This window comes from Robiginitalea sediminis, assembly GCF_002198115.1.
GTDB lineage: Bacteria > Bacteroidota > Bacteroidia > Flavobacteriales > Flavobacteriaceae > Robiginitalea > Robiginitalea sediminis.
Genome location: NZ_NGNR01000001.1, coordinates 388,356 through 409,463 on the forward strand (window position 1 = coordinate 388,356; position 21,108 = coordinate 409,463).

The following is a 21,108-nucleotide window of genomic DNA, read 5'->3' on the forward strand; positions in this document are numbered from 1 at the left end:
ACAAGAAAGACTTAAAAAGTTAGAAATGACAGAGGTTGCCGTAGATTTTGGAATTGAAAAGGCATTGAAGCAATTAGGCGTTAAGGCCGAAAACCCCGGGACATCCACCGGATCGGACGCCTTTGGGTCCGGCCCGCTCGTGGAATCGTACTCCCCGGTAGACGGGGCGTTGATAGGAAGTGTCCGGACCACTACCGCAGAAGATTACCAGCGGGTAGTGCAGGCCGCCTCCCAGGCCTTTGAGACCTGGAGGACCACCCCTGCCCCGAAACGGGGAGAGATCGTCCGGCAATTTGGGGACCGGCTGCGGGAACTGAAAGAACCCCTGGGCAAACTGGTGTCCTATGAAATGGGCAAATCCTACCAGGAAGGCCTTGGGGAAGTACAGGAAATGATCGATATATGCGACTTTGCCGTTGGGCTAAGCCGCCAGCTTCACGGCCTAACCATGCACTCCGAAAGGCCTGGCCACCGGATGTACGAGCAGTACCACCCCCTGGGGATTGTAGGCATTATCTCAGCCTTTAACTTCCCCGTGGCCGTTTGGTCCTGGAATACGGCCCTGGCCTGGGTTTGCGGGGATGTCTGTATCTGGAAACCTTCAGAAAAGGCGCCCCTCTGCGGCATCGCGTGCCAGAATATCGCTGCGGCCGTATTCCGCGAAAACGGGTTACCCGAAGGCATCTCCTGCCTGGTGAACGGGGATTATCGCGTGGGCGAAATGATGACGGCAGACCCCCGTGTACCGCTGGTCTCTGCCACGGGCTCCATCCGAATGGGTAAAATCGTTGCCCAGGCCGTTGCCGCCCGCCTGGGTCGTTCCCTGCTCGAACTCGGGGGGAACAACGCCATAATTGTTACCCCGGATGCCGATATCAAAATGACCGTCATCGGGGCCCTTTTTGGGGCGGTAGGCACTTGCGGGCAACGGTGCACCTCTACCCGACGCCTCATTGTGCACGACTCGGTGTACGACGAGGTCAGGGATGCCCTGGTCAAAGCCTACGGGCAGCTGCGCATCGGCAACCCCCTGGACGAAAAGAACCACGTGGGGCCCCTGATCGATAAGCAGGCAGTGGCTATGTACCAGAAGGCCCTGGAGAAAGTAGTGGAGGAAGGCGGTAAGGTCCTGGTGCCCGGTGGGGTCCTGGATGGCCCGGGCTTCGAAAGCGGCTGCTATGTAAAGCCGGCCATTGCTGAGGCGCGCAATACCTTCGAAATTGTTCAGGAAGAAACCTTCGCCCCCATCCTGTACCTGTTGCGGTACAGCGGGGACGTCTCCGAGGCAATTGCCCTGCAGAATGGGGTAAAACAAGGCCTGTCTTCGGCCATTATGACCACCAACCTGCGGGAGGCCGAGCTATTCCTTTCGGCTGCCGGCAGCGACTGCGGTATTGCCAATGTGAATATCGGAACCTCCGGGGCGGAAATCGGAGGCGCTTTCGGAGGTGAAAAAGAGACCGGGGGCGGGCGCGAGTCCGGCTCCGACGCCTGGAAGGTCTACATGCGCCGTCAGACCAATACCATCAACTACACCACGGAACTGCCGCTGGCCCAGGGGATCAAGTTTGACCTTTAGGCTCTGAGGGCACTGCCTCCCGGGGTTCGGGAGACCAGCTTCCCTCCCAGAGGCGCTGCAGACCCAGCAACAAGAGTCTTGCAAGGGCAATTAACCCGGTTTGAAGCAGGAGTAAAAGGCGTTTCATTTTTACATGTTTTGCCCCCAAGGTAACACGCGGGGGCGCACATAAATTGCAGGAATAAATCCGCCCCGTATTAAGGTGCTGACGGGGCGGATTCCAAACTAACCAAACTAATCCAAAACAATTTCTGTTTGAATACAGGCCCTGCCTCAATGCCGTAACCTTGTAGGGAGAAGCAGGGCCTTTGTCGAGACACTCTAAAATACCCTTCTCCATGCTTCCTTTTAATGGCAATTGTATAACTGGTGCCAAAAAGTGTATAACTGGCAGCGGTGTCATTCCCCGGCTGAGGTCGTAAAATCCATTTGAAATCCCGGAATTGCTGGGATTTTTTTAATACCTTTTCCCTTGGCCAGCCCCGGTTGCCCTTTGTTTCCATGGCCGTAGGGGGCAGGCGCAAATAACCACTAAACCTCACCGATATGGATTTAAGCTCCTTCACCACCCTCCATTGGGTACTCTTACTCCTGGTTGGGATTGTATGTCTGATCATTGGCTATTTCTGGGGCCGAAGCGGCGATAAAAGTGCCGGTATTGCCTCCGAGCTCGAACGGGAAAAAGAGAAGGCAGGCCGCCTGGAAAAGGACCTCGAGACATGCCGGGGCCGCCTCTCCGAAGCAGAATCTGAGGTAGAAGCCTCCCACGAAATCCCCTTCGATGCGAATGCTGCCAAGGCCGCTTTCGGAAAGCGCATCAAGGAAAATGACCTGAAAATCGTAGAGGGGATCGGCCCTAAGATCGAGGGCTTATTCCACAATTACGATATCCGAACCTGGAAAGCCCTGTCGGACACCCCGGTTTCCAAATGCCAGGCGGTACTGGATTCAGGAGGGGACCGTTTCAAGGTGCACGACCCATCTTCCTGGCCCATGCAGGCTCGAATGGCCTATGAAGGTAAATGGGCAGACCTGGTGCGCTGGCAGGACGAACACAACCACGGTAAGCTCTGAAAAGCGGGTTAGTTCCGGCCCTGTTCCCCTGGGTATAATTCATGTACCGGGGGGCTTTGCCATACCTGCCCCTCGGTAACATCCATGGCGGAAAGGGGCCCCCGGAATGCCGCGCCGGTATCGATATTCCAAACATTGGCAGCCCGGTAGGGCGCGGTCTTTCCAATCCGCGTAACCGGGGTGTGTCCTATAAAGATCTCCCGGTACACCCGTAGCCGCCTCGGGTAAGTGGGCTGGTCCTCGGTCAGTTCCGGGTTCAGGGCCAGGGCTGTTTCCCAGAGGGTCCGGTCCCAATAAAAGTTCTTGCTGAAATACTCGTGTTCCACCCCGCGCTGGTTGGTGAACCCGGCGTGGAGGTACAGGCGACGGTCTTCGTCCAGCAGGTAGTCCCGGGTTTGTTCCAGAAACCGGATGTGCGCCTCCCGGGTTTTCCCGCCCAGGCCTTTGTAGGATAACTGGGTGGCCACCCCCCCGGAATGCAGCCAAAGGTCCGGTGCCTTTCCGTCGCGCAGCCAATCCAGGCAAAGGTCGTCGTGGTTGCCCCTCAAAAAAACACAATCGTGCTGCCTCTCCAACTCCATAAGGAATGCAACCGTCCCGGCAGCCTCGCTCCACCCATCCACATAGTCCCCCAGGAACACCAGCCGGTCCCCCGGCTCCGGGCCTACCTCGTCCAGGAGCAGCTTCAGGGCCTTTAATCCGCCGTGGATATCGCCAATAACAATCGTCCTCATTTTGCCAGCAGACTTATAAGTGCTATCCCAGCAAAGATCGCAAGGACAAACAAGATGATTTTCCAGGCAGAATACGGCCGGCTGCCATGAATACTTCCGGTCTGCCCGTTAATGTAAAAGCGGTAGTCCCTGCCCCGGTACTTGTAACTGCTGATGTACACCGGCAGCAAAATGTGTTTGAAGGTCTCCCCGGACAGGCGGATATCCGCCTGGAGGATGCGCTGCTCATCCCCGCCGATATCCCTGCGGATCCAGGTATGGGCAATTTCCCTGGCCTTGGCGAAGGACTGCTGGTGTCCGTCCTTTAAAGAGAGGGTATATTTTTCAGTGGTATAGCCGGCCAGGTAGTCCGTCTGGAAAGGTTTTAACGCCTTGAGATTCCAATGGCTGACCCCTGAAGGAAGGGGATCGGCCTTTCGGTGGGAAGCCGGAATCAGGATGTCGTCCACAAATCCTGAAACTTCCCCACTGGCCGGGCGCCACCTGGTTTTGCGCACCTGGCGGGTCTGCATCCCCTTTTCCGTACGGTAGCGCTCGGTTTCGTAGTAATAGTCGCCCCTCTGGCCCGAATACCGGGCGGCCATCCGGGCATCGAAGGTCCAGTAGGGCAGATACAGCCCATGCATGCCTTCGGGGTCCAGGGCGGCTCTTTTAAGCTTGCCGGGGGCAAACCAAAGCTTGCGTACCCAGGTCCGGAAAATGGCGCGCGCCTTGTCGTGATCCAGTTCGAAAGGCGCCACGGCGCCAGGTTGGATCCACCCTTCCCGGAAGACATCCTCGCGGATGAGCGGTTCCCCACAGTACCCACAGCTTAGGGATTTATACCGCTCCTGTACATGTTGGTTAGCCCCGCAATTCTCGCAGTGTAGCAGGTCTATGGTGTCGGTATGGACATGGTTCCCGGTCAGGTCCAGGTAATGCTCCAACTCCAGTTCCTCAAAGCTCTTGCGCGCGGGTTCTATATAGGCCTCATACCCACAGTATTCGCACCTGAGCTGGTCCGATCCGGGTTTGTACAGGAGTTCCGCGCCACATTTGGCACAGGCTTTCCGCTTTTCCGATTGGGTAATGGTATCCATATTCGTTCAGGGCCGCCGCCTGGCGGTTTTCCCTGCCAGCAGTAATCAGGCGCCCGGCAGGGGCGGAGGGGTATTCCCGCCCAGGAAGGACTTAAGTTCTGCCACTTCGCTCAGGGGCGTCCACCCGTCCAGGCCCTGCTTCCAGATCAGGGTATCCCGATTGATGGATCGGGCCGCAAACAGCTCCTTCAGGCGGTCGAATGGCACCGGGCCCTGTTGCTGGCCCCCAACGGCATAGAAATAGGACACGGCCACCGGGACGGGCGGGGATGCCGGAGCAGCCTGGGCCGCTGCCTGCGGCTGGGCCATCATACTGCCCATCTGCTGCGCCAGGACAAAGCCCATACCCATGCCCATGCCGGCACCGGCGGTGCCCCCTTCGTTGGAAGCGGCTGCCTCCATGGCCTTGGCGGCTTTGAACTGGGCCAGTTTGGACATGTCCAGCTTATCGAGCCGGCTGTATTCGAAAATTTCCTTTTTGAGCTCCTCGGGCATGGAAACATTCTCGATGTAGAATTTCTCGAGTTCTATCCCCACCCGACCAAATTCCGGACTCATGACCTCCCGGCAGGTTTCGGACAATTCCGTGGTGTTGGCCGCGTAAAGCTCCAGGGGGAGGTTGGCCTCGCCCACGGTGTCGGTAAAACGGGTTACAATGAGACTTTTCAGGTGTTCATTTACCTCGTAATTGGTAAAATTCCCGTCTGTTCCCACAATATTGACCACGAAGGTGCCTGGGTCCGAAATCCGGTAACTGTAGGTGCCAAAGGCTCTGATCTCGGTAAGGCCAAAACGGCTGTCGCTCAGCATTACCGGGTTTTTGGTACCCCATTTCTCATCGGTAAACAAGCGGGTATTTACAAAGTAGACCTCTGCCTTAAATGGGCTGTTGAACCCATATTTCCACCCCTTCAGGGTGGCCAGGATCGGAAGGTTTTTGGTCGTAAGCTCGTACGTGCCAGGGGTAAAGACATCCGCCAGTTGCCCCTCGTTGACAAAAACGGCCTGCTGCCCTTCGCGGACCACTAATTTGGCCCCGTTTTTAATCTCGTTCTGGTACCGCTCAAAGCGGTGCACAATGGTGTCGTTACTTTGGTCCAGCCACTCTACAATATCGATGAATTCGTGGCTTAGTTTTTTCTTGATTTCGTCAAAAAGGCCCATTTCAATTCGGGTTTAAGGGTTCTGAACTGGTTTGCCTGCAGGCCAGGCCAAGGGATGCCCTTTGCTTGCAGTTGCCAACAGGGGTAAAGGCAATTTCCCCTACAAGGTACTACCCCCTGTGCATTCTGAAAAGCCCCACCGCCAATTAATCCCCTATTTTTTGGTCTGTACCCCCAAATTGGAGTACATTTCGGGTCCGTAATCCCGCAGGCATACCCTAAAGGCGGGACGGGAGATACCATGAGGAACGTATTTTGCATTGGGGAATTGCTCATCGATTTTGTGGCGGAAAACCAGGGCAACAACCTCTCCGAAGCCCACCAATTCACCCGGAAGGCTGGTGGCGCACCGGCCAATGTGGCCTGTGCCATTTCCAAGCTGGGCGGGTCCAGTGCCTTTATAGGGTGCGTAGGGGAAGACCCCTTTGGGAATTTCCTCTGCCAGACCCTTATGGACCAGGGCGTGGATACGCGTCACCTGCAGCGCAGCGATACCTTTACCACCCTGGCCTTTGTGTCCATTGCGCAGGACGGGGAGCGGGATTTCGTTTTCAGCAGGGGGGCAGACCGCGAATTAAAATACCTCCCGGCCATCAAAGCCGAATTCAAAGGGAATATGATCCACCTGGGGGCTGCCACCGCCCTGTTGGGCGGGCCGCTGGAATCGGCCTACGGCCATTATTTTTTCGATGGGCTGACAAGCCGGTCCTTTATCAGCTTCGACCCCAATTTCCGCCAGGACCTCTGGAAAAAGAAGGAGTCTGTCTTTGTAAAGAAATGCCAGCCGTTTATCGAGAAGGCCAACCTGTGTAAATTCAGCCTGGAGGAGGCCCAGCTGCTGGCCGGGGCAGAAGACCCTTCCGAGGCCTGCGAAATCCTCCATAATACTGGGGCAGAAATCATCGTGGTTACCCTGGGCAAGGCCGGCACACTCCTGAGTATCCCGGGAAGGCAGCAAACCATCCCGAGTATTTCCGTATCCCCCGTAGATACCACCGGGGCGGGTGATGCCTTTATCGGTTGCCTGCTCTGGCAACTCGCCTCCCTGGAAGACCCCTTTGCGGCAAAAGACCAGTTCGAAACCCTTGCCGGGATGATTCGCATCGCCAATGCTGCCGGGGCCCTCACCACCACGGGCTTCGGGGCAATTGAATCCCTCCCGGACCGGGACAAACTCCAGCAAGCCCTGGCATGAACCAGTACGAGCTACACCGCCTGCTGGCCGGGTCCAGGCTCGGAGACCGCTCCGGGGGTACCCGAAAGGCCCTTTTTGAACAGCGGCTGGCTGCCAACCTAACGCTGATCCAGGACCTTTTTTTCAGCCTCTACCCGGACCAGGCCGATGCCTTTAAACGACTCCTGGGTAAATTGCCGGGGTGGTTTAAGGAGCGTACTACAGACCTGCAGGACCAGGACCTGGACCGCCTTGCGGAAGGCCACTGGTACCAGTCCAGCCGGTGGGTGGGGATGCAGCTCTACGTAGACCGGTTCTGCGGGGACCTGAAGACCCTCGAGCAAAAACTCCCCTATTTCCAAAAACTGGGGGTGAACTTCCTGCACCTGATGCCCCTGACCAAAAGACCCAAAGGGCCCAACGACGGGGGGTACGCGGTTAACAGTTATACCGAGATAGACCCGCGCTACGGCACGGACAAAGACTTCGCCAGGCTTTCAGCCACCTTCCGGGAAAACGGGATCTGCCTCATGCTCGATTTTGTGGTAAACCACACCTCGGACGAATTCTCCTGGGCGCAACGGGCCAAGGCAGGGGAAGCCCGGTTTCAGCAATACTATTACACCTATCCGGACCGTACTGTTCCGGACGCCTTTGAGGCGAACCTCCCTGAAATTTTCCCGGAAACCTCCCCGGGGAATTTTACCTACATCCCGGAAATGGACCGGTGGGTGATGACCGTTTTCAATTCCTACCAATGGGACCTGAACTACACCAACCCGGAGGTTTTCCTGGAAATGCTGGGAAATCTGATCCACCTGGCCAACATGGGAGTAGATGTCGTGCGTTTCGACGCCCTGGCCTTCCTGTGGAAAAAACTGGGCACCGATTCCCAGAACCTGCCGGAGGCACACCAGCTCATCAGCCTCTTCCGCCTTTGCCTTCAGGTGGTGGCCCCGGGGGTTGCCCTGCTGGCGGAAGCCATTGTGGCCCCGCATGAAATTGTCCGGTATTTCGGGGAAGGACCCTTAAAGGGCAATTCCTGCGAACTGGCCTACCACGCCACCTTTATGGCCTGCCTCTGGGATGCGGTTGCCACAACCAAAACTGGCCTGCTCTACAGAAGCCTGAGGCATATCCCGGAAAAACCGGCCTCCGGGAGCTGGATCAACTATATCCGTTGCCACGACGACATTGGCCTGGGGTTCGACAATGCCCATATTGCAGCCCTTGGGTGGGACCCCGGCATGCACCGGAAATTCCTGGTCGATTACTACTGCCAGCGCCTGGACTGGTCTCCTGCCAAGGGAGCTGTTTTTATGTTCAACCCCTTCACGGGCGACGGCCGCATTACCGGAAGTGCCGCCTCCCTCCTGGGGCTTGAGAAGGCCCTGGAAGCCTCGGACCCCGAGGCCATTGACACGGCTGTAGATAAACTCCTGATGCTCTACGGCATCATCCTGGCGGCCCCGGGCCTGCCCCTGGTTTATGCCGGGGACGAGATCGGGATGCCAAACGATTACTCCTACCTGGATGACCCTGCCATGGCCGAAGACAGCCGGTGGCTCAACCGTCCCCTCCACGACTGGAAAACCGTCCGGCGCCTGGGGGAGGCCTCCCTCCCGGCAACCCGCATTTTCGAATCCCTCTCCCGAATGATCGGGTTGCGCAGGGAGATCCGCGCCCTAGACGGGGCCGGCGAAGCCTTGCTGCACGACCCGGGAAATGAACACCTGTTTGTCTTTGAAAGACGCGGCAAGGACGACGGCCTCCTGGTCGTGGCCAACTTCGCTTCTTCGGTGGAGGTATTGAATGCCAGCTGGCTACAGCGCCTGGGGTATGTGCAGGATGGCACCTACCACAACCTGGCCCGGGACACCCGGGGGAAGGTGGGCAGCGGGCTCCTCGAAGTCCCGCCTTACGCCCTGATTTGGCTCTCCAAAAGTCAGTTGTAACGCACTTTTCTCAGGATGCGCAGGGATTCCTTTAGGGAAATATAGGAGGCCTCATGCCTGGTTTTGAGCCAGGAGCGGGCAGCCAGGAGTTCATCCCTCGATTTCTCAAAACCATTCAGGTAACAGATCAGCAAGAGGGAAGGTATTTGTGGCAGGTCCCGTTCCTCCGCAGGGGTTAACGGGATCCCCCGGCTGAGTTTCGCCCAAATGGCGGTGCAGGCGTTGAGGATGTGGTGTAAGGTCTTCCGGTCGTATTGGGGAGGCTCAAAAACCAGGTCGCTCTCTATCTGGTAATCCCCGTTTTCCTGGAAGCGGATGGCTACCTTCTCCAGGGGGTAGTAGTGCTTCTGGTTCTCCAGGCCCAGGTAGACGTATTCCACAATGTTGAAGGAATCCGCATCGAAGCTGATGGCCACCTCATCGAGGGCGGAATAAAAGAGTTTGACCTGCTCGTTGATCAGTTCGATATCGACCCGGGAGAAGTACTCATGTTCCCGGACCACCTTCCGGTTGCCGGCCCAGCACACCACGAACTGCTCTTTAAACACCCGGTAGAAACTCGGCAGGTCCGCATGGCGGATGTTGATAAAATCGATGACCCCATCCAGGGTGAGTTCGATGTTGTTGCGGGCGTGCTGTTCGATGCGGGCCACCACTTCCGAATTCACATCTGCGAGTTCGAGGTTGTCCTTCCGGGGTTTGCTGATGCTCCCTTCCCGGAAAAAAACCATCCCCCCATAGTATTTCCAGATGTTCTTGCGGAGGGAGCAAAGCCGGCCCGAAGACCGGATGGTCACCAGACCCACCACCTTGCCCTCTGGCAGGTTGGGGAACTGGACGTTCTCGTAGGCAATCCGAGGGGGAGCATCCAGATAGGCATTAACCAGATTCTGGATCTTGCTGTCGTCGAAGAAGTCCACGCCTGTGATTTCGTTGTTGGCATCCTCCACTCCCACCACAATGTAGGAGCGGTTGGCCGGGTTGCTGTTGGAAAGGGCGCAGACGTGTTTCAAAAACTTGGCCTTCCCTTCCTTGTGACCAATATCGATGAAGCGCTTTTTGTCGTAGAAACTGTTCTCGTCGTTATGCGCCAACAGGGTCTTAATCAGAAGGCGCTTGTTGATCATGACTTTCTACGTACGATGGTACTACTGGCCTGGGCGGTGGGCATGACCACCAGGTCCGCGATGTTCACATGGGGCGGGCGGCTGATGGCAAACGAAATGAGGTCTGCGATGTCTTCGGGTTTCAGGGGTTGGAACCCCTGGTACACCCCGGCGGCACGATCCGTGTCCCCTTTAAACCGCACCTCGCTGAACTCGGTTTCCACCAGGCCCGGGTTGACGGCCCCTACCCGGATCCCCGCTTCATTGAGGTCTATCCGCATGGCCTGGTTGAGCGCATCCACGGCGTGTTTGCTCGCGCAGTAGACATTGCCCTTCGGATATACCTCCTTCCCTGCCGTGGACCCGATGTTGATAATGTGGCCTGCCCCGGACTCCAGCATCATAGGCAGGACGGCATGGGTGACGTAAAGGAGGCCTTTGACGTTAATGTCCATCATGGCATCCCAGTCCTCCAGGGACCCGGATTGAATGGGGTCCAGACCATGGGCGTTTCCGGCGTTGTTGACCAGGATATCCACGGGCCTGAAAGCCTCTGGCAACCCGTTTATGGCAGCCGCGACAGCCTCCTTGTTGCGCACGTCGAAGACCAGGGTATGCAGGGCATCACCCCATGTGTCACGCAATTCTGAAAGGCGGTCTTCCCTCCTGCCGCAGGCGATAATCCGGTAACCCTCCCCGGCCAGCCGGTTTACGGTGGCGCGGCCAATCCCACTGGTGGCTCCGGTAATCAATACAACTTTATCCATGTCTTCCTTTTGGTTTACTTCAGGGTACTTTATGGCCCTGGGCGGCCACGAGGAGCTCGAACCAGTCCTCCAATTCCAGCTCCAGGTTGCAGGCCTCCAGGGATTCTTTCAGGCGCTCCGGGCGGGTGGTCCCCACCACGGGGCGGATTCCGGCAGGGTGCTGCATAAGCCAGGCCAGCAAGAGCTGGTTTTCACTCGCCCCGTAACGCCGGGTTAGCCCTTCCAAACAGCCGGCAATTCGTTCCCGGGCCGGGTCCTCCCCGCGGAAGTAGGAGCCAAGCGGGCTCCAGGCCATCGCCATCCGGCCGTGTTGCAGGCAATCGTCCAGAACGCCGTTGTACAGGGCTTCACGGGCCGTCAGGGAACACTCAAACTGATGGGCGGAAACCTCGGCCGCAGCACTGATCAGGGCTACCTGGGAAGGGGTGAAATTCGAAACCCCGAAAGCCCGTACCTTCCCCGACTCCCGAAGTACGGCAAAGGCCTCGGCAACTTCGGCAGGGTGCATGAGCGGGCTGGGCCTGTGCAACAGCAGCAGGTCCAGGTACTCCGTTTTCAGGTTTTTGAGGGATTGCTCCGCAGACCAGACAATATAGGCCTTGTCGTACTGGTAATGTTTCACCCGGTTTGGCCTGGACTCACAGAGGTACTGTATGCCGCATTTGCTGATCAGCTCGAGGTTTTCCCGGGCTGCGCCACTTTCCTTCAGGGCAGTCCCGAAGGCGGCTTCGGTGGTGTATCCACCGTAAATATCGGCGTGGTCGAAGGTGCGGATTCCGATATCCAGGCAGTGATCTATGAGCCCTGCCATGGCCGGGGTATCCAGCTCCCTTCCCCACCGCCCCCAGGTCATGGTTCCGGCAATGATTCGGGAGGGGTTAACGGGCGTCTGCATAGGCTTGTGAATGTAGAAATAAAATCCCTTAAAACCATCATAAAACTGGGGGTTTTGCGGTATTTTTAACCAATCGTTAACAGGGCAATCGTAAATAAATTTTCAATTTGCGGCTTGCAACTAAACAGGCTTATCGACAAACAATTACTAAAGCTTTTGGGATGGAAGAAACCCGTGCAGTGGACATTAGCGCTGTAAATGAAAAAATAGCCGAGCAAAGTGCCTTTATTGACCTGCTGATCCGAGAAATGGACAAGGCCATTATAGGACAGCGCTACATGGTAGAGCGATTGCTCATCGGATTGCTGGGGCAGGGACATATCCTGCTGGAAGGCGTTCCCGGGCTGGCCAAGACCCTGGCCATCAAAAGCCTTGCCCAGGCCGTAAAAGGGAGCTTTTCCCGCATACAGTTTACCCCGGACCTGTTGCCTGCCGATGTGATCGGAACCCTGATCTACAACATCAAGGAGAACGATTTCTCCATCAAGCGCGGGCCCATTTTCGCCAATTTTATCCTGGCCGATGAGATCAACCGGGCCCCTGCCAAGGTGCAGTCGGCCCTGCTGGAAGCGATGCAGGAACGGCAGGTAACCATCGGGGATGAAACCTTCGGGCTGGACGAACCCTTCCTGGTTATGGCTACCCAGAACCCGGTGGAACAGGAGGGTACATACCCCCTCCCTGAAGCCCAGGTGGACCGTTTTATGCTAAAGACCATCATCGACTACCCGAAGATGACCGAGGAACAGCTCATCATCCGCCAGAACCTGAAAGGCGAAAAACCGGCCATCAACCCGGTGGTGAGCCTAAAACAAATACTGACAGCGCAGGAAGCCGTCCGGGGGGTCTACATGGATGAGAAGATCGAGAAGTACATCCTCGACATCGTCTTTGCCACGCGTTACCCGGAAAAGTACGGCCTCTCCGAAATTAAACCGCTGATCAGCTTCGGGGCATCTCCCCGGGGCAGTATCAACATGGCCACGGCAGCCAAGTGCTATGCCTTTATCAAACGCCGGGGCTATGTGATTCCGGAAGACGTCCGGGCCATTGTCCACGACGTGCTCCGTCACCGGATTGGGATTACCTATGAGGCCGAAGCGGAAAACGTCACCTCGGAGGAACTCATTAACCGCATCGTAAACCAGGTGGAAGTCCCCTAGGGATTGCTCATTGGCCCCCTGTTTTTTCGGATTCCGGAACCTGCTTTCAAGGCCCTGACCCGTTATGGATACCAAAGCGCTTTTAAAGAAAGTTCGCAAGATCGAGATTAAGACCCGCCGTCTTTCCGATCACATTTTCGGGGGGGAGTACCACTCCACCTTCAAAGGGCGCGGCATGACCTTCAGCGAAGTGCGGCAATACCAGTACGGAGACGATGTACGGGCCATAGACTGGAACGTTACCGCCCGCTACAACGAGCCGTTTGTGAAAGTGTTCGAGGAGGAGCGGGAACTCACCATGATGCTGCTGGTAGACGTCAGCGGTTCGGAGTTTTTCGGCACGGTAGAGCAGTTTAAACGCGAGGTTCTCACCGAGATCTCGGCAACCCTGGCGTTCTCTGCCTTGCAGAACAACGACAAGGTGGGACTTATCCTGTTTTCGGATGAGGTGGAGTTGTTTATCCCTCCGAAAAAGGGGAAAAGCCACGTACTTCGTATCATCCGGGAACTCCTGGAATTTGAGCCCAAAAGCCATAAGACCGATCTGTCCGAGGCCCTGAAGTACCTCTCCAATGTCATGAAGAAAAAGGCCATTGTTTTTGTGCTTTCGGATTTCATGGCGGCAGATTACGAACATACCCTCCGGATAACCGGGAAGAAACACGACCTGACCGGCATCCGGGTTTACGACCCTGTGGAAGCAGAGATTCCAAACCTGGGGCTGGTACGCATGCAGGACGCAGAAACCGGTCAAATGCGGATGGTCAACACCCAGTCCAGGGCCTTGCGCCAACGCTATGCCGACCACTACAGGGAACGCATCCGGTATTACCACGAAACCTTTAAACGCGCAGGCTGCGGGTCCCTCGATTGCCGGGTGGACGAAAGCTATGTAAAAAAATTGCTGGGCTTTTTCAAACAAAGGGCCTGATGGGAATGAACACGAAAAGGCAACATATCGGGATTACCTGGGGGCTGGCTTCGGCCCTGTGGCTCCTTTGCCTTTTTGGCGCCATGGCCCAGGAGGGTCCGGTAATCCGCAGCGCTGTAGATACTGCCGCCATCCGAATCGGGGAGCAGATCCGGTTTACCGTGGAGGTCGAAGCGGACTCTGCCGCAAACGTCATATTCCCAGAGGGGCAGACCTTTTCCCCCCTGGAAACCGTAGAGGCCCTGCCCACCGACACCACCCGGGAAGACCACCGGATGCGGTTGCTCAAAACCTATGCCCTGACCCAGTTCGATTCGGGGTATTTCCTGCTGCCCAGCCAACGTATCGAAGTGGACGGGCGCGGCTATTTCACCGACTCCCTGTTTGTGTCAGTAGCTACCATCCCGGTAGACACGGTTACCCAGAAAATGTACGATATCAAACCCCTGGAGGATGTGGAAGCCTCTTCCTGGGGGTGGCTGCGCATCCTGGGGTGGGTAGTCCTCGCCCTGCTTTTTGCCGGGGGGCTTTTCTATTGGTTTTTCTGGCGCCGTAAACCCCTTTCGGAATCCGAGCAGGAAGCTTTGTTGCCGCCTTTTGAAAGGGCGTTGCACCAGTTGCGGCAATTGGAGGACTCCCGGTACCTCATCCAGGACGAATTCAAGGCCTATTATACCGAACTGACCAACATCGTTCGGTTATACCTGGAGGATGAAATCCATGTGAGTGCCCTGGAGAGCACTACCTCCGAACTCATCACCAAGCTGGAGATGCTCCGGGACGCCGGGCAGCTGAACCTCGACCCGGAAACCCTGTCCCAGTTCAGGACCATCCTGGAAACGGCGGACCTGGTTAAGTTCGCCAAGTCCAAACCCGCCACCTCCAGGGCCGAGGAGGACCGCAAGGCTGTGGAACTTATCGTAGTGAAAACACACGACGCCATCCCCCCGCCCACAGAGGAGGAACTAATGGAACAAGAGGCCTACAAGGAAGCCCAACGCGCACTGCAACGCCGCAAACGAATCCGGCTGGCAGCGGCTGCAGCAGGCATCCTCCTCTTGGTAGGTTCCGGCGCTTCCGTGGCCTATTTCGGAGTAGACCGGGTGCGGGAGTCTGTTTTCGGGACCCCGACCAAATCCCTCCTGGAAGGGGAATGGATTTCCAGCTCCTATGGCTACCCTCCAATCCTGGTAGAAACCCCACAGGTCCTGCTCAGGAAGGAAATCACGATCCCACCGGAAATGCGCGCCAGTATTGCAGACATGCATATCTTCGGGTACGACAACCCCGGCGCCAGGCTATCGGTCATGGTCAGCTCCACCGTACTGACCGACCCGGAAGCCGAGCCCGACATAGAAGGCAGTATTGAAGCCGTGCTCGCCCGCTTCGAGCAGTCCGGGGCCCGCAATATCATCACCAAACAGGATTCCTTCACTACCGCCTCCGGAGTAGAGGGTATCAAAGTTTACGGCAGTGCCCGTTTTGCCGTCCCGGATTCCGGGGACAGCTTGGACGGCGCCTACCAAATCCTGTTATTCGGGGGCAAGGGCTTCCTGCAGCAGGTAGTCCTGTCCTGGGAAGAAGGGGATGCCTACGCCGAAGCCATCGTGCAGCGCATCCTGCAAACCCTCGATGTAAAAACAACCGTATGATCGGGAACAACATCACATTCGCCAACCCTGAGTATTTCTGGCTGCTGCTGGCCCTGCCGGTGGCACTGGCGTGGTACCTGATCAAACGCAACAAACAGAGTGCGCACCTGCGCATGTCCAGCCTTACTGGTTTTGGGGCCCGGGGCCTGCTGGACCGGCTCTACCCCCTTCCTTTTGCCCTGAGGCTCCTGGCCCTTGCCGCTGTCATTACCGCCATGGCGCGCCCGCAGACCCAGGATGTCTCCACCCGAACCAAGACTACCAAGGGCATCGACATTGTCATGGCCATAGACGTCTCCTCCAGTATGCTGGCGCGGGACCTGAAACCCAACCGCCTCTCGGCCCTGAAGGAGGTTGCCGGGGAGTTCATCCGTCAAAGGCCCAATGACCGCATTGGCCTGGTAGCTTACGCCGGGGAAAGCTATACCAAAACCCCCATAACCAGCGACAAGTCCATTGTCCTGTCTGCCATGAAGGAAATCACCTATGGGCAGCTCAACGACGGCACTGCCATCGGGATGGGGCTGGCAACGGCCGTAAACCGCCTGAAGGAAAGCCAGGCGGTATCCAAGGTCATTATCCTGCTTACGGACGGGGTAAACAATGCCGGCTTTATCGAGCCCCAAACCGCCGCGGACCTGGCCCTGGAATACGACATCAAGACCTATACCATTGGCCTGGGCACCAACGGGAATGCCCTTTCCCCTATAGGCTATAACCCGGATGGCTCCTTCCGCTACGGCATGCGGCAGGTAGAAATAGACGAAGCCCTTTTGGAAGACATCGCCCAAGCTACGGGGGGGCAGTATTTCCGGGCCACAGACAATGAAAAACTCCAGGAGATCTACGATGAGATCAACAAGCTGGAAAAAACGGAAATTGAGGAATTCAAGTATTACCGGTACGAGGAGAAGTTCCGGCCCTGGGTGCTCCTTGCCGGAGGCCTGTTGCTCCTGGAATGGCTCCTGAGGTATACCCTGTTCCGCAGTTTTATCTGATCAAGACATGATACAGCTGGACGAAAAAACATATTTGTACCTGTTGCTGGTTATCCCAGCCCTGCTTCTGCTGTACCTGCTGCACCACTTCTGGAAAAAACGCACCCAGCGCAGGTTTGCCGATGGCCGGTTGCTCCGGAAGCTGGCCCCGGACCGTTCCCTTTTCAAACCGCAGATCAAACTCATCCTTTTTCTGGGGGCCATTGCCCTGTTGGTGGTGGGGCTTGTAAATCCCAAAATGGGGACCAAGCTGGAAACGGTCAAACGGGAGGGGGTAGACATCGTCTTTGCGGTAGATGTTTCCAAGAGCATGCTGGCGGAGGACATCGCCCCCAACCGCCTGGAAAAGGGCAAGCGCCTGGTATCGGAGATCATCAACAACCTGGCCAGCGACCGGGTGGGCATCATCGCCTATGCGGCCCAGGCATATCCGCAGCTGCCCATCACCACAGACTATGGGGCGGCAAAAATGTTCCTGCAAAGCATGAACACCGATATGCTCTCCTCCCAGGGGACGGCCATCGGGGAAGCCATTGAACTGGCCACTACCTACTACGACGACGAAGAGCAGACCAACCGGGTCCTTTTTATCATTTCGGACGGGGAAGACCATTCGGAAGGCTCCCTGGGCAGCGCCCTGGAAGCAGCCCGGGAACAGGGCATCCGCATCTTTACCATAGGGGTGGGCAGCGCCAAGGGCGGGCCAATCCCCATCAAGCGCAACGGGGTCCTGGAAAGCCTGAAGAGGGACCAGGAAGGGGAAGTGGTCATTACCAAACTCAACGAGGATATCCTGTGGGAAATCGCATCGGAGGGGGATGGGGAATACCTCAGCGGGGCGAACACTTCCGAGGCCGTTTCCTCCATTACTCAAATCCTCCAGGAAATGGACAAAATGGAATTTGAAGCCAAGCAATTCGCCGAATTCAAGGATCAGTTCCAGTGGTTTTTGGGAGGTGCCATCCTGCTGCTGTTGCTGGATATCTTTGTCCTGGAGCGCAAGACGGCATGGCTTCGCAAACTGGATTTGTTTAACGAGAAAAAAGCTGCTTAGGGCATGAACCGCTGGACCTGCATCATACTATTCTTTATCCCGGCCGTAACCCTCTTGGGGCAGGAAGCCCAGAAGGAAGAGCAAAAGGCACTCCGGGCCTCCAGACAGCTTACGGCCGAGGCCAACGACCAACTGGCCGAAGATGCCTTTGTGGATGCCGAGGCCAATTACCGGAAAGCCATTGCGCGCAGCGATAAAAATGCCGCCGCCCCTTACAATCTGGGCAACGCCTATTACGAAAAGGAGAGTTTCGGGGAAGCCTTCGGCCGGTATAAGGAAGCCGGGGAACGGGCCGAAGCCAAGCCCGGAAAACACAAAGCGTACCACAATATGGGGAACGTCTATATGAAACAGAAGGACTATCAGAAGGCCGTTGAGGCCTATAAGGAAGCCCTGCGAAACGACCCCACGGACGAAGAGACGCGCTACAACCTGGCCCTGGCCAAGGAAATGCTGAAGAACGACCAGCAAAACCAGGATAACCAGGATAACCAGGAAGACCAACAGGAGCAGGACCAGCAGGATCAGGAACAGGAAAACCAGGACCAGAGCGAGCAGGAAGGGGAAAATGACGACCAGCAGGACCAGCAGGGAGACTCCGATGAAAAAGAGGAGAACCAGCAAGGGGAAGGCGACCAGAAGGAAGAGCAGGACCGCAAACCCGAACAGAATGAGCCCCAGCAGCAACAACCCAACCAGCTATCCCCTCAGCAAATCCAGAATTTGCTGCAGGCCATGGAGAATGAAGAGAAAAAGGTAAAGGAGAAAATCGATGCCCAAAAAGTAAAGGGGGTACCTGTTAAAACCGAAAAAGACTGGTAGTGAAACACGCTTTCCTCCATATGGTTCTGGCTTTGTGCCTGCTGCTTCCGGGTGCCACTCGCGCCCAGGATGAGGAGGGGGTTACCTTCGAGCTGAAATTGAGTAAAAACCAGCTAGGGGTAAACGAGCGCCTCCGGGCCGATTTTATCATGAACCAGGATGGGGATAACTTTATCCCCCCGGATTTCGAAGGGTTCCGGGTGCTGATGGGCCCCTCCCAGGCCATCAGTTCCAGCTGGATCAACGGCGTGCGCAAATACTCCAAAACCTATTCCTATATCCTGGCCCCTACGGCAAAGGGCAACTTCCGCATCGGGCAGGCCAGTATTGATATCTCAGGGGAAACGTATAAGACCATCCCCGCAGAAGTTTCGGTGACCGAGGCCGTGGATACCCCTAATGGCGCCCCTTCCCCGGACGACATAGCGGATAAGAACCTCCACCTGGTAGCCGAGGTTTCGAAAATGGACCCCTTCATGAACGAGCCCATAAGCGTGGTGTACAAATTGTATTTCAGCTCGGCGGTGGGCGTCTCTAATTTCAGACCGCTTGACAACCCCAAATACAACGATTTCTGGAGCCAGGAAATCCCATTCAGCAAATACAATGTGGAAAACGGCTCGTATAATGGCCAGCCCTACCGGTATGTGGTGCTCAAACGAGTGGTGCTCTACCCCCAAAAGAGCGGGGAGCTGGAAATAGAACCCCTCGCCCTGGACGTATCCCTGGAAATCCCCACGGACCGCCGGGACTTTTTCGGGAACCGGATCTACACCACCACCCACAAAACCGTCTCGGCGGGCAAGCGCAGCATCCGCGTTAAACCCCTGCCCCTGGAGGGGCAGCCCGAAGGGTTTAGCGGTGCTGTCGGCGAATTCGACTTCAAGGTGGAAACCACCAAGGACGCCCTTAACGCCTCCGAGTCCTTGCAGGCCCGCGTTAGCGTATCGGGAAAAGGAAACCTGAAGCTTTTCCAGCTCCCGGAACTGAACCTGCCTAGTGCCCTGGAGGTTTACGAACCGGAATTCTCGGAAGATGTCCGTACCACCCTGGCCGGGATGCAAGGCAGCGTAACCGAGACCTATACCATTGTCCCCTCCTTCCAGGGGAAATACCCCATCCCGGAAATCCGGTTTTCCTACTTCGACCCCAAGGCGGAAACCTACCGCAGCATCACTTCCGAGGAAATAATGATCGATGTCCTCGAGGGACCCTCGGCTAACATGCCATCGGCTTCCCCGGCCACGGCAGAACGCAAAATCCCGGTTTCCAGAGGGGACCAATTCCACTTTATCAAACTGGAACCAAACCTCGGCCCCAGGGCATGGGTGCCGTTTTTCGGTACAGGCAGGCACTGGGCCCTGTTGTTTACCCCGCTGCTGCTGATCCCATTGGTAGTCTTTGCGCGCAGGCGGAAGGATAAAAAGGACCAGGATATAGAGGGCACCAAGGTCCGGCGCGCCAACAAGCTGGCCCGCAAATACCTGTTCCGGGCCAAAAAGGTCCTGGGGGAAAAGGAGGAGTTCTACATTGCCCTGGAAAAAGCCCTGCACAACTACCTGAAAGCAAAGCTCAAGATCGAAACCTCGGAATTCAGCAAGGACAAAATCCGGGAACTGCTGGTCTCCAGGGGAATCTCCCAGGAAGACATCGGGTACTTCACGGAGTTGCTTGTGAGCTGTGAAATGGCCCGTTACAGCCCGTTCTCCGTGGCGCGTATGCAACAGGATTACGAAAAGGCCAGCGAAGTGATAACCGCATTAGACAAAGCCCTATAAGATGAAGCAGTTCTTGTTTTTCTTTCTGCTTTTCGCGCTGGGCACCAGGCTCCTGTTTGGTCAGGCCCCTGCAGATAGCCTGTTTTCCAGGGCTACCGACGCCTACAATGAAGGCGATTACCAGGAGGCTATTGACCTTTACGAATCCATCCTGGAAGAAGACCTGCATTCCTCCGCCCTGTATTTCAACCTCGGGAATGCGCACTACAAACTCGGCCGCATTGCCCCGAGTATTTATTATTACGAAAAAGCCCTGCTCCTGGACCCCAACGATACCGAAATCCGGAACAACCTGGGGTTTGCGCAGAATATGACCCTGGACGACATCGAGCCCATGCCCCGGACAGACCTCCGGCGTGCCTACGACGCTGTCCTGCATATGCTTACTATGGATCGGTGGGCCTTTTTCGGGATAGTCCTGATGTTTCTTTTTGTAGTAGGGTCCCTGCTCTATTACCTGCTGGACCAACCCAACAAAAAACGCATTTCCCTGATTGGCGCCCTGGCAGCCCTCCTGCTGGCGATGGCCGCCACTACCTTTGCCTTCCTGAATTACCGTGAGTACCAACGGGACCAACCTGCCATTATCTTCTCCGAGTCCCTGTCGGTTAAAACAGAACCCAACCCCCGGTCCGAGACGGTATTTGAATTGCACGAAGGCACCAAGGTACAGGTGCTGGACAGCCTGGACAGCTGGGTCAGGCTTCGGATTGCAGACGGCCAAACCGGGTGGACACAAGGAGACAACCTCAGGCTCCTCAAGGACTTTTAATGCTCCTTTAAGCGGTTTTGGCTATATTTAAGCCAAGCCAATTGAAAAATGGACCTCCGACCTGTCTTAGTGTCCCTGACCTTGTTATGGGTTTTTCTGATCGTTGCCCCCCCGGCATTGTGGTATGCCATGCAGGAAGAACCTGTGGGCATAGCCCTCAATACGGGCGAAGAAGAGCCTGGTGAGCCATCCGGGCCAGACAAATGGGAGGAGAAAATCGTCTTTTCCGAAGCGTCTCCCGGGGTTTCAGGCCTCTGGACCCGGAAGCCGGATACCCCCTTTACCGCAGACAGCCATTTGGCTTCCCATGCCATGGAAGTCAGGGTACCCCCTCCTGAACAGGCCACGTCATAACCCATAGACATCCTTTCCTTTTTGTAAACTAACTGGCGCCCATGCGCCACATTTTCCT

General features: G+C 56.4%; 20 protein-coding genes. 13 read left to right on the forward strand and 7 right to left on the reverse strand.

Going from position 1 to position 21,108, the window contains the following annotated elements; genetic code table 11:
• Window positions 1–25: 25 nt before the first annotated feature.
• Window positions 26–1,579 carry an L-piperidine-6-carboxylate dehydrogenase gene (gene amaB / locus CA832_RS01760; protein WP_088339838.1) on the forward strand — a complete coding sequence of 518 codons (1,554 nt, stop codon included), beginning with the start codon at window positions 26–28 and terminating at the stop codon, window positions 1,577–1,579.
• Here amaB and CA832_RS14975 read toward each other — a convergent pair.
• On the reverse strand, window positions 1,563–1,706 hold the full coding sequence (locus CA832_RS14975) for a hypothetical protein (protein WP_158211864.1): 144 nt from the start codon (window positions 1,704–1,706) through the stop codon (window positions 1,563–1,565). The genes amaB and CA832_RS14975 overlap by 17 nt on opposite strands.
• Before the next feature lie 419 nt (window positions 1,707–2,125).
• Here CA832_RS14975 and CA832_RS01765 point away from each other — a divergent pair, with 419 nt between their 5' ends.
• Window positions 2,126–2,653 carry a hypothetical protein gene (locus tag CA832_RS01765; RefSeq protein ID WP_088339839.1) on the forward strand — a complete coding sequence of 176 codons (528 nt, stop codon included), beginning with the start codon at window positions 2,126–2,128 and terminating at the stop codon, window positions 2,651–2,653.
• Window positions 2,654–2,661: 8 nt separating this feature from the next.
• Here CA832_RS01765 and CA832_RS01770 read toward each other — a convergent pair whose 3' ends face one another.
• Genes CA832_RS01770 through CA832_RS01780 form a run of 3 tightly spaced genes read right to left on the reverse strand, consistent with a single transcriptional unit; the run spans window position 2,662 to window position 5,630 of the window.
• Window positions 2,662–3,387, reverse strand: coding sequence for a metallophosphoesterase (locus CA832_RS01770; protein ID WP_088339840.1), 726 nt, complete (start codon window positions 3,385–3,387; stop codon window positions 2,662–2,664).
• On the reverse strand, window positions 3,384–4,466 hold the full coding sequence (locus CA832_RS01775) for a DNA helicase PriA (RefSeq protein ID WP_088339841.1): 1,083 nt from the start codon (window positions 4,464–4,466) through the stop codon (window positions 3,384–3,386). The genes CA832_RS01770 and CA832_RS01775 overlap by 4 nt, the downstream gene beginning before the upstream one ends.
• A gap of 45 nt (window positions 4,467–4,511) precedes the next feature.
• A complete protein-coding gene (locus CA832_RS01780) occupies window positions 4,512–5,630 on the reverse strand; it encodes an SPFH domain-containing protein (protein ID WP_088339842.1) in 1,119 nt (372 codons plus the stop codon).
• A 240-nt stretch (window positions 5,631–5,870) separates the two neighbouring features.
• Here CA832_RS01780 and CA832_RS01785 point away from each other — a divergent pair, with 240 nt between their 5' ends.
• Together CA832_RS01785 and CA832_RS01790 are read left to right on the forward strand one after the other, a co-directional pair.
• Window positions 5,871–6,824: a carbohydrate kinase family protein gene (locus tag CA832_RS01785; protein ID WP_088339843.1), complete on the forward strand. Its 954-nt coding sequence runs from the start codon at window positions 5,871–5,873 to the stop codon at window positions 6,822–6,824.
• Window positions 6,821–8,758 carry an alpha-amylase family glycosyl hydrolase gene (locus tag CA832_RS01790; RefSeq protein ID WP_088339844.1) on the forward strand — a complete coding sequence of 646 codons (1,938 nt, stop codon included), beginning with the start codon at window positions 6,821–6,823 and terminating at the stop codon, window positions 8,756–8,758. The genes CA832_RS01785 and CA832_RS01790 overlap by 4 nt, the downstream gene beginning before the upstream one ends.
• Here CA832_RS01790 and CA832_RS01795 read toward each other — a convergent pair.
• The 3 genes from CA832_RS01795 to CA832_RS01805 are packed head-to-tail and all read right to left on the reverse strand — an operon-like array spanning window position 8,749 to window position 11,526.
• The gene (locus CA832_RS01795; RefSeq protein ID WP_088339845.1) at window positions 8,749–9,885 is read right to left on the reverse strand and encodes an ATP-binding protein; all 1,137 of its coding nucleotides are present in this window, start codon (window positions 9,883–9,885) and stop codon (window positions 8,749–8,751) included. The two genes, CA832_RS01790 and CA832_RS01795, sit on opposite strands and share 10 nt — an antisense overlap.
• A complete protein-coding gene (locus tag CA832_RS01800; protein ID WP_088339846.1) occupies window positions 9,882–10,631 on the reverse strand; it encodes an SDR family NAD(P)-dependent oxidoreductase in 750 nt (249 codons plus the stop codon). The genes CA832_RS01795 and CA832_RS01800 overlap by 4 nt, the downstream gene beginning before the upstream one ends.
• Before the next feature lie 19 nt (window positions 10,632–10,650).
• Window positions 10,651–11,526 carry an aldo/keto reductase gene (locus CA832_RS01805; protein WP_088339847.1) on the reverse strand — a complete coding sequence of 292 codons (876 nt, stop codon included), beginning with the start codon at window positions 11,524–11,526 and terminating at the stop codon, window positions 10,651–10,653.
• A 161-nt stretch (window positions 11,527–11,687) separates the two neighbouring features.
• Between CA832_RS01805 and CA832_RS01810 the strand changes: the two genes are divergently transcribed.
• The 9 genes from CA832_RS01810 (at window position 11,688) to CA832_RS01850 (ending at window position 21,050) form a co-directional block, all read left to right on the forward strand.
• Complete coding sequence (locus CA832_RS01810; RefSeq protein WP_088339848.1) at window positions 11,688–12,689, forward strand: AAA family ATPase; 1,002 nt, start codon at window positions 11,688–11,690, stop codon at window positions 12,687–12,689.
• A 64-nt stretch (window positions 12,690–12,753) separates the two neighbouring features.
• Window positions 12,754–13,620 (forward strand): DUF58 domain-containing protein, encoded by an 867-nt coding sequence (locus tag CA832_RS01815; protein WP_088339849.1) that lies wholly within the window; start codon window positions 12,754–12,756, stop codon window positions 13,618–13,620.
• A 5-nt stretch (window positions 13,621–13,625) separates the two neighbouring features.
• Window positions 13,626–15,272, forward strand: a complete 1,647-nt coding sequence (locus tag CA832_RS01820; protein WP_233131706.1) for a hypothetical protein — start codon at window positions 13,626–13,628, stop codon at window positions 15,270–15,272.
• Entirely contained in the window at window positions 15,272–16,270 is a 999-nt protein-coding gene (locus CA832_RS01825) for a vWA domain-containing protein (protein WP_198944448.1), read from the forward strand. Before CA832_RS01820 ends, CA832_RS01825 begins: the two co-directional genes overlap by 1 nt.
• Before the next feature lie 7 nt (window positions 16,271–16,277).
• Window positions 16,278–17,324 (forward strand): vWA domain-containing protein, encoded by a 1,047-nt coding sequence (locus tag CA832_RS01830; protein ID WP_088339852.1) that lies wholly within the window; start codon window positions 16,278–16,280, stop codon window positions 17,322–17,324.
• Between the two features lie 3 nt (window positions 17,325–17,327).
• Window positions 17,328–18,146: a tetratricopeptide repeat protein gene (locus CA832_RS01835; protein ID WP_088339853.1), complete on the forward strand. Its 819-nt coding sequence runs from the start codon at window positions 17,328–17,330 to the stop codon at window positions 18,144–18,146.
• Window positions 18,147–18,166: 20 nt separating this feature from the next.
• On the forward strand, window positions 18,167–19,924 hold the full coding sequence (locus CA832_RS01840) for a BatD family protein (protein ID WP_088339854.1): 1,758 nt from the start codon (window positions 18,167–18,169) through the stop codon (window positions 19,922–19,924).
• Window position 19,925: 1 nt separating this feature from the next.
• Complete coding sequence (locus CA832_RS01845) at window positions 19,926–20,696, forward strand: tetratricopeptide repeat protein (protein WP_088339855.1); 771 nt, start codon at window positions 19,926–19,928, stop codon at window positions 20,694–20,696.
• A 48-nt stretch (window positions 20,697–20,744) separates the two neighbouring features.
• Window positions 20,745–21,050, forward strand: coding sequence for a hypothetical protein (locus tag CA832_RS01850; protein WP_088339856.1), 306 nt, complete (start codon window positions 20,745–20,747; stop codon window positions 21,048–21,050).
• The last annotated feature ends 58 nt before the right edge of the window (window positions 21,051–21,108 follow it).

Bases quoted from the DNA above. Each gene is read 5' to 3' on its own strand.
- amaB (WP_088339838.1), top strand. From the start codon at position 26: ATGACAGAGGTTGCCGTAGATTTTGGAATTGAAAAGGCATTGAAGCAA.
- CA832_RS14975 (WP_158211864.1), bottom strand. From the start codon at position 1,706: ATGAAACGCCTTTTACTCCTGCTTCAAACCGGGTTAATTGCCCTTGCA.
- CA832_RS01765 (WP_088339839.1), top strand. From the start codon at position 2,126: ATGGATTTAAGCTCCTTCACCACCCTCCATTGGGTACTCTTACTCCTG.
- CA832_RS01770 (WP_088339840.1), bottom strand. From the start codon at position 3,387: ATGAGGACGATTGTTATTGGCGATATCCACGGCGGATTAAAGGCCCTG.
- CA832_RS01775 (WP_088339841.1), bottom strand. From the start codon at position 4,466: ATGGATACCATTACCCAATCGGAAAAGCGGAAAGCCTGTGCCAAATGT.
- CA832_RS01780 (WP_088339842.1), bottom strand. From the start codon at position 5,630: ATGGGCCTTTTTGACGAAATCAAGAAAAAACTAAGCCACGAATTCATC.
- CA832_RS01785 (WP_088339843.1), top strand. From the start codon at position 5,871: ATGAGGAACGTATTTTGCATTGGGGAATTGCTCATCGATTTTGTGGCG.
- CA832_RS01790 (WP_088339844.1), top strand. From the start codon at position 6,821: ATGAACCAGTACGAGCTACACCGCCTGCTGGCCGGGTCCAGGCTCGGA.
- CA832_RS01795 (WP_088339845.1), bottom strand. From the start codon at position 9,885: ATGATCAACAAGCGCCTTCTGATTAAGACCCTGTTGGCGCATAACGAC.
- CA832_RS01800 (WP_088339846.1), bottom strand. From the start codon at position 10,631: ATGGATAAAGTTGTATTGATTACCGGAGCCACCAGTGGGATTGGCCGC.
- CA832_RS01805 (WP_088339847.1), bottom strand. From the start codon at position 11,526: ATGCAGACGCCCGTTAACCCCTCCCGAATCATTGCCGGAACCATGACC.
- CA832_RS01810 (WP_088339848.1), top strand. From the start codon at position 11,688: ATGGAAGAAACCCGTGCAGTGGACATTAGCGCTGTAAATGAAAAAATA.
- CA832_RS01815 (WP_088339849.1), top strand. From the start codon at position 12,754: ATGGATACCAAAGCGCTTTTAAAGAAAGTTCGCAAGATCGAGATTAAG.
- CA832_RS01820 (WP_233131706.1), top strand. From the start codon at position 13,626: ATGAACACGAAAAGGCAACATATCGGGATTACCTGGGGGCTGGCTTCG.
- CA832_RS01830 (WP_088339852.1), top strand. From the start codon at position 16,278: ATGATACAGCTGGACGAAAAAACATATTTGTACCTGTTGCTGGTTATC.
- CA832_RS01835 (WP_088339853.1), top strand. From the start codon at position 17,328: ATGAACCGCTGGACCTGCATCATACTATTCTTTATCCCGGCCGTAACC.
- CA832_RS01840 (WP_088339854.1), top strand. From the start codon at position 18,167: ATGGTTCTGGCTTTGTGCCTGCTGCTTCCGGGTGCCACTCGCGCCCAG.
- CA832_RS01845 (WP_088339855.1), top strand. From the start codon at position 19,926: ATGAAGCAGTTCTTGTTTTTCTTTCTGCTTTTCGCGCTGGGCACCAGG.
- CA832_RS01850 (WP_088339856.1), top strand. From the start codon at position 20,745: ATGGACCTCCGACCTGTCTTAGTGTCCCTGACCTTGTTATGGGTTTTT.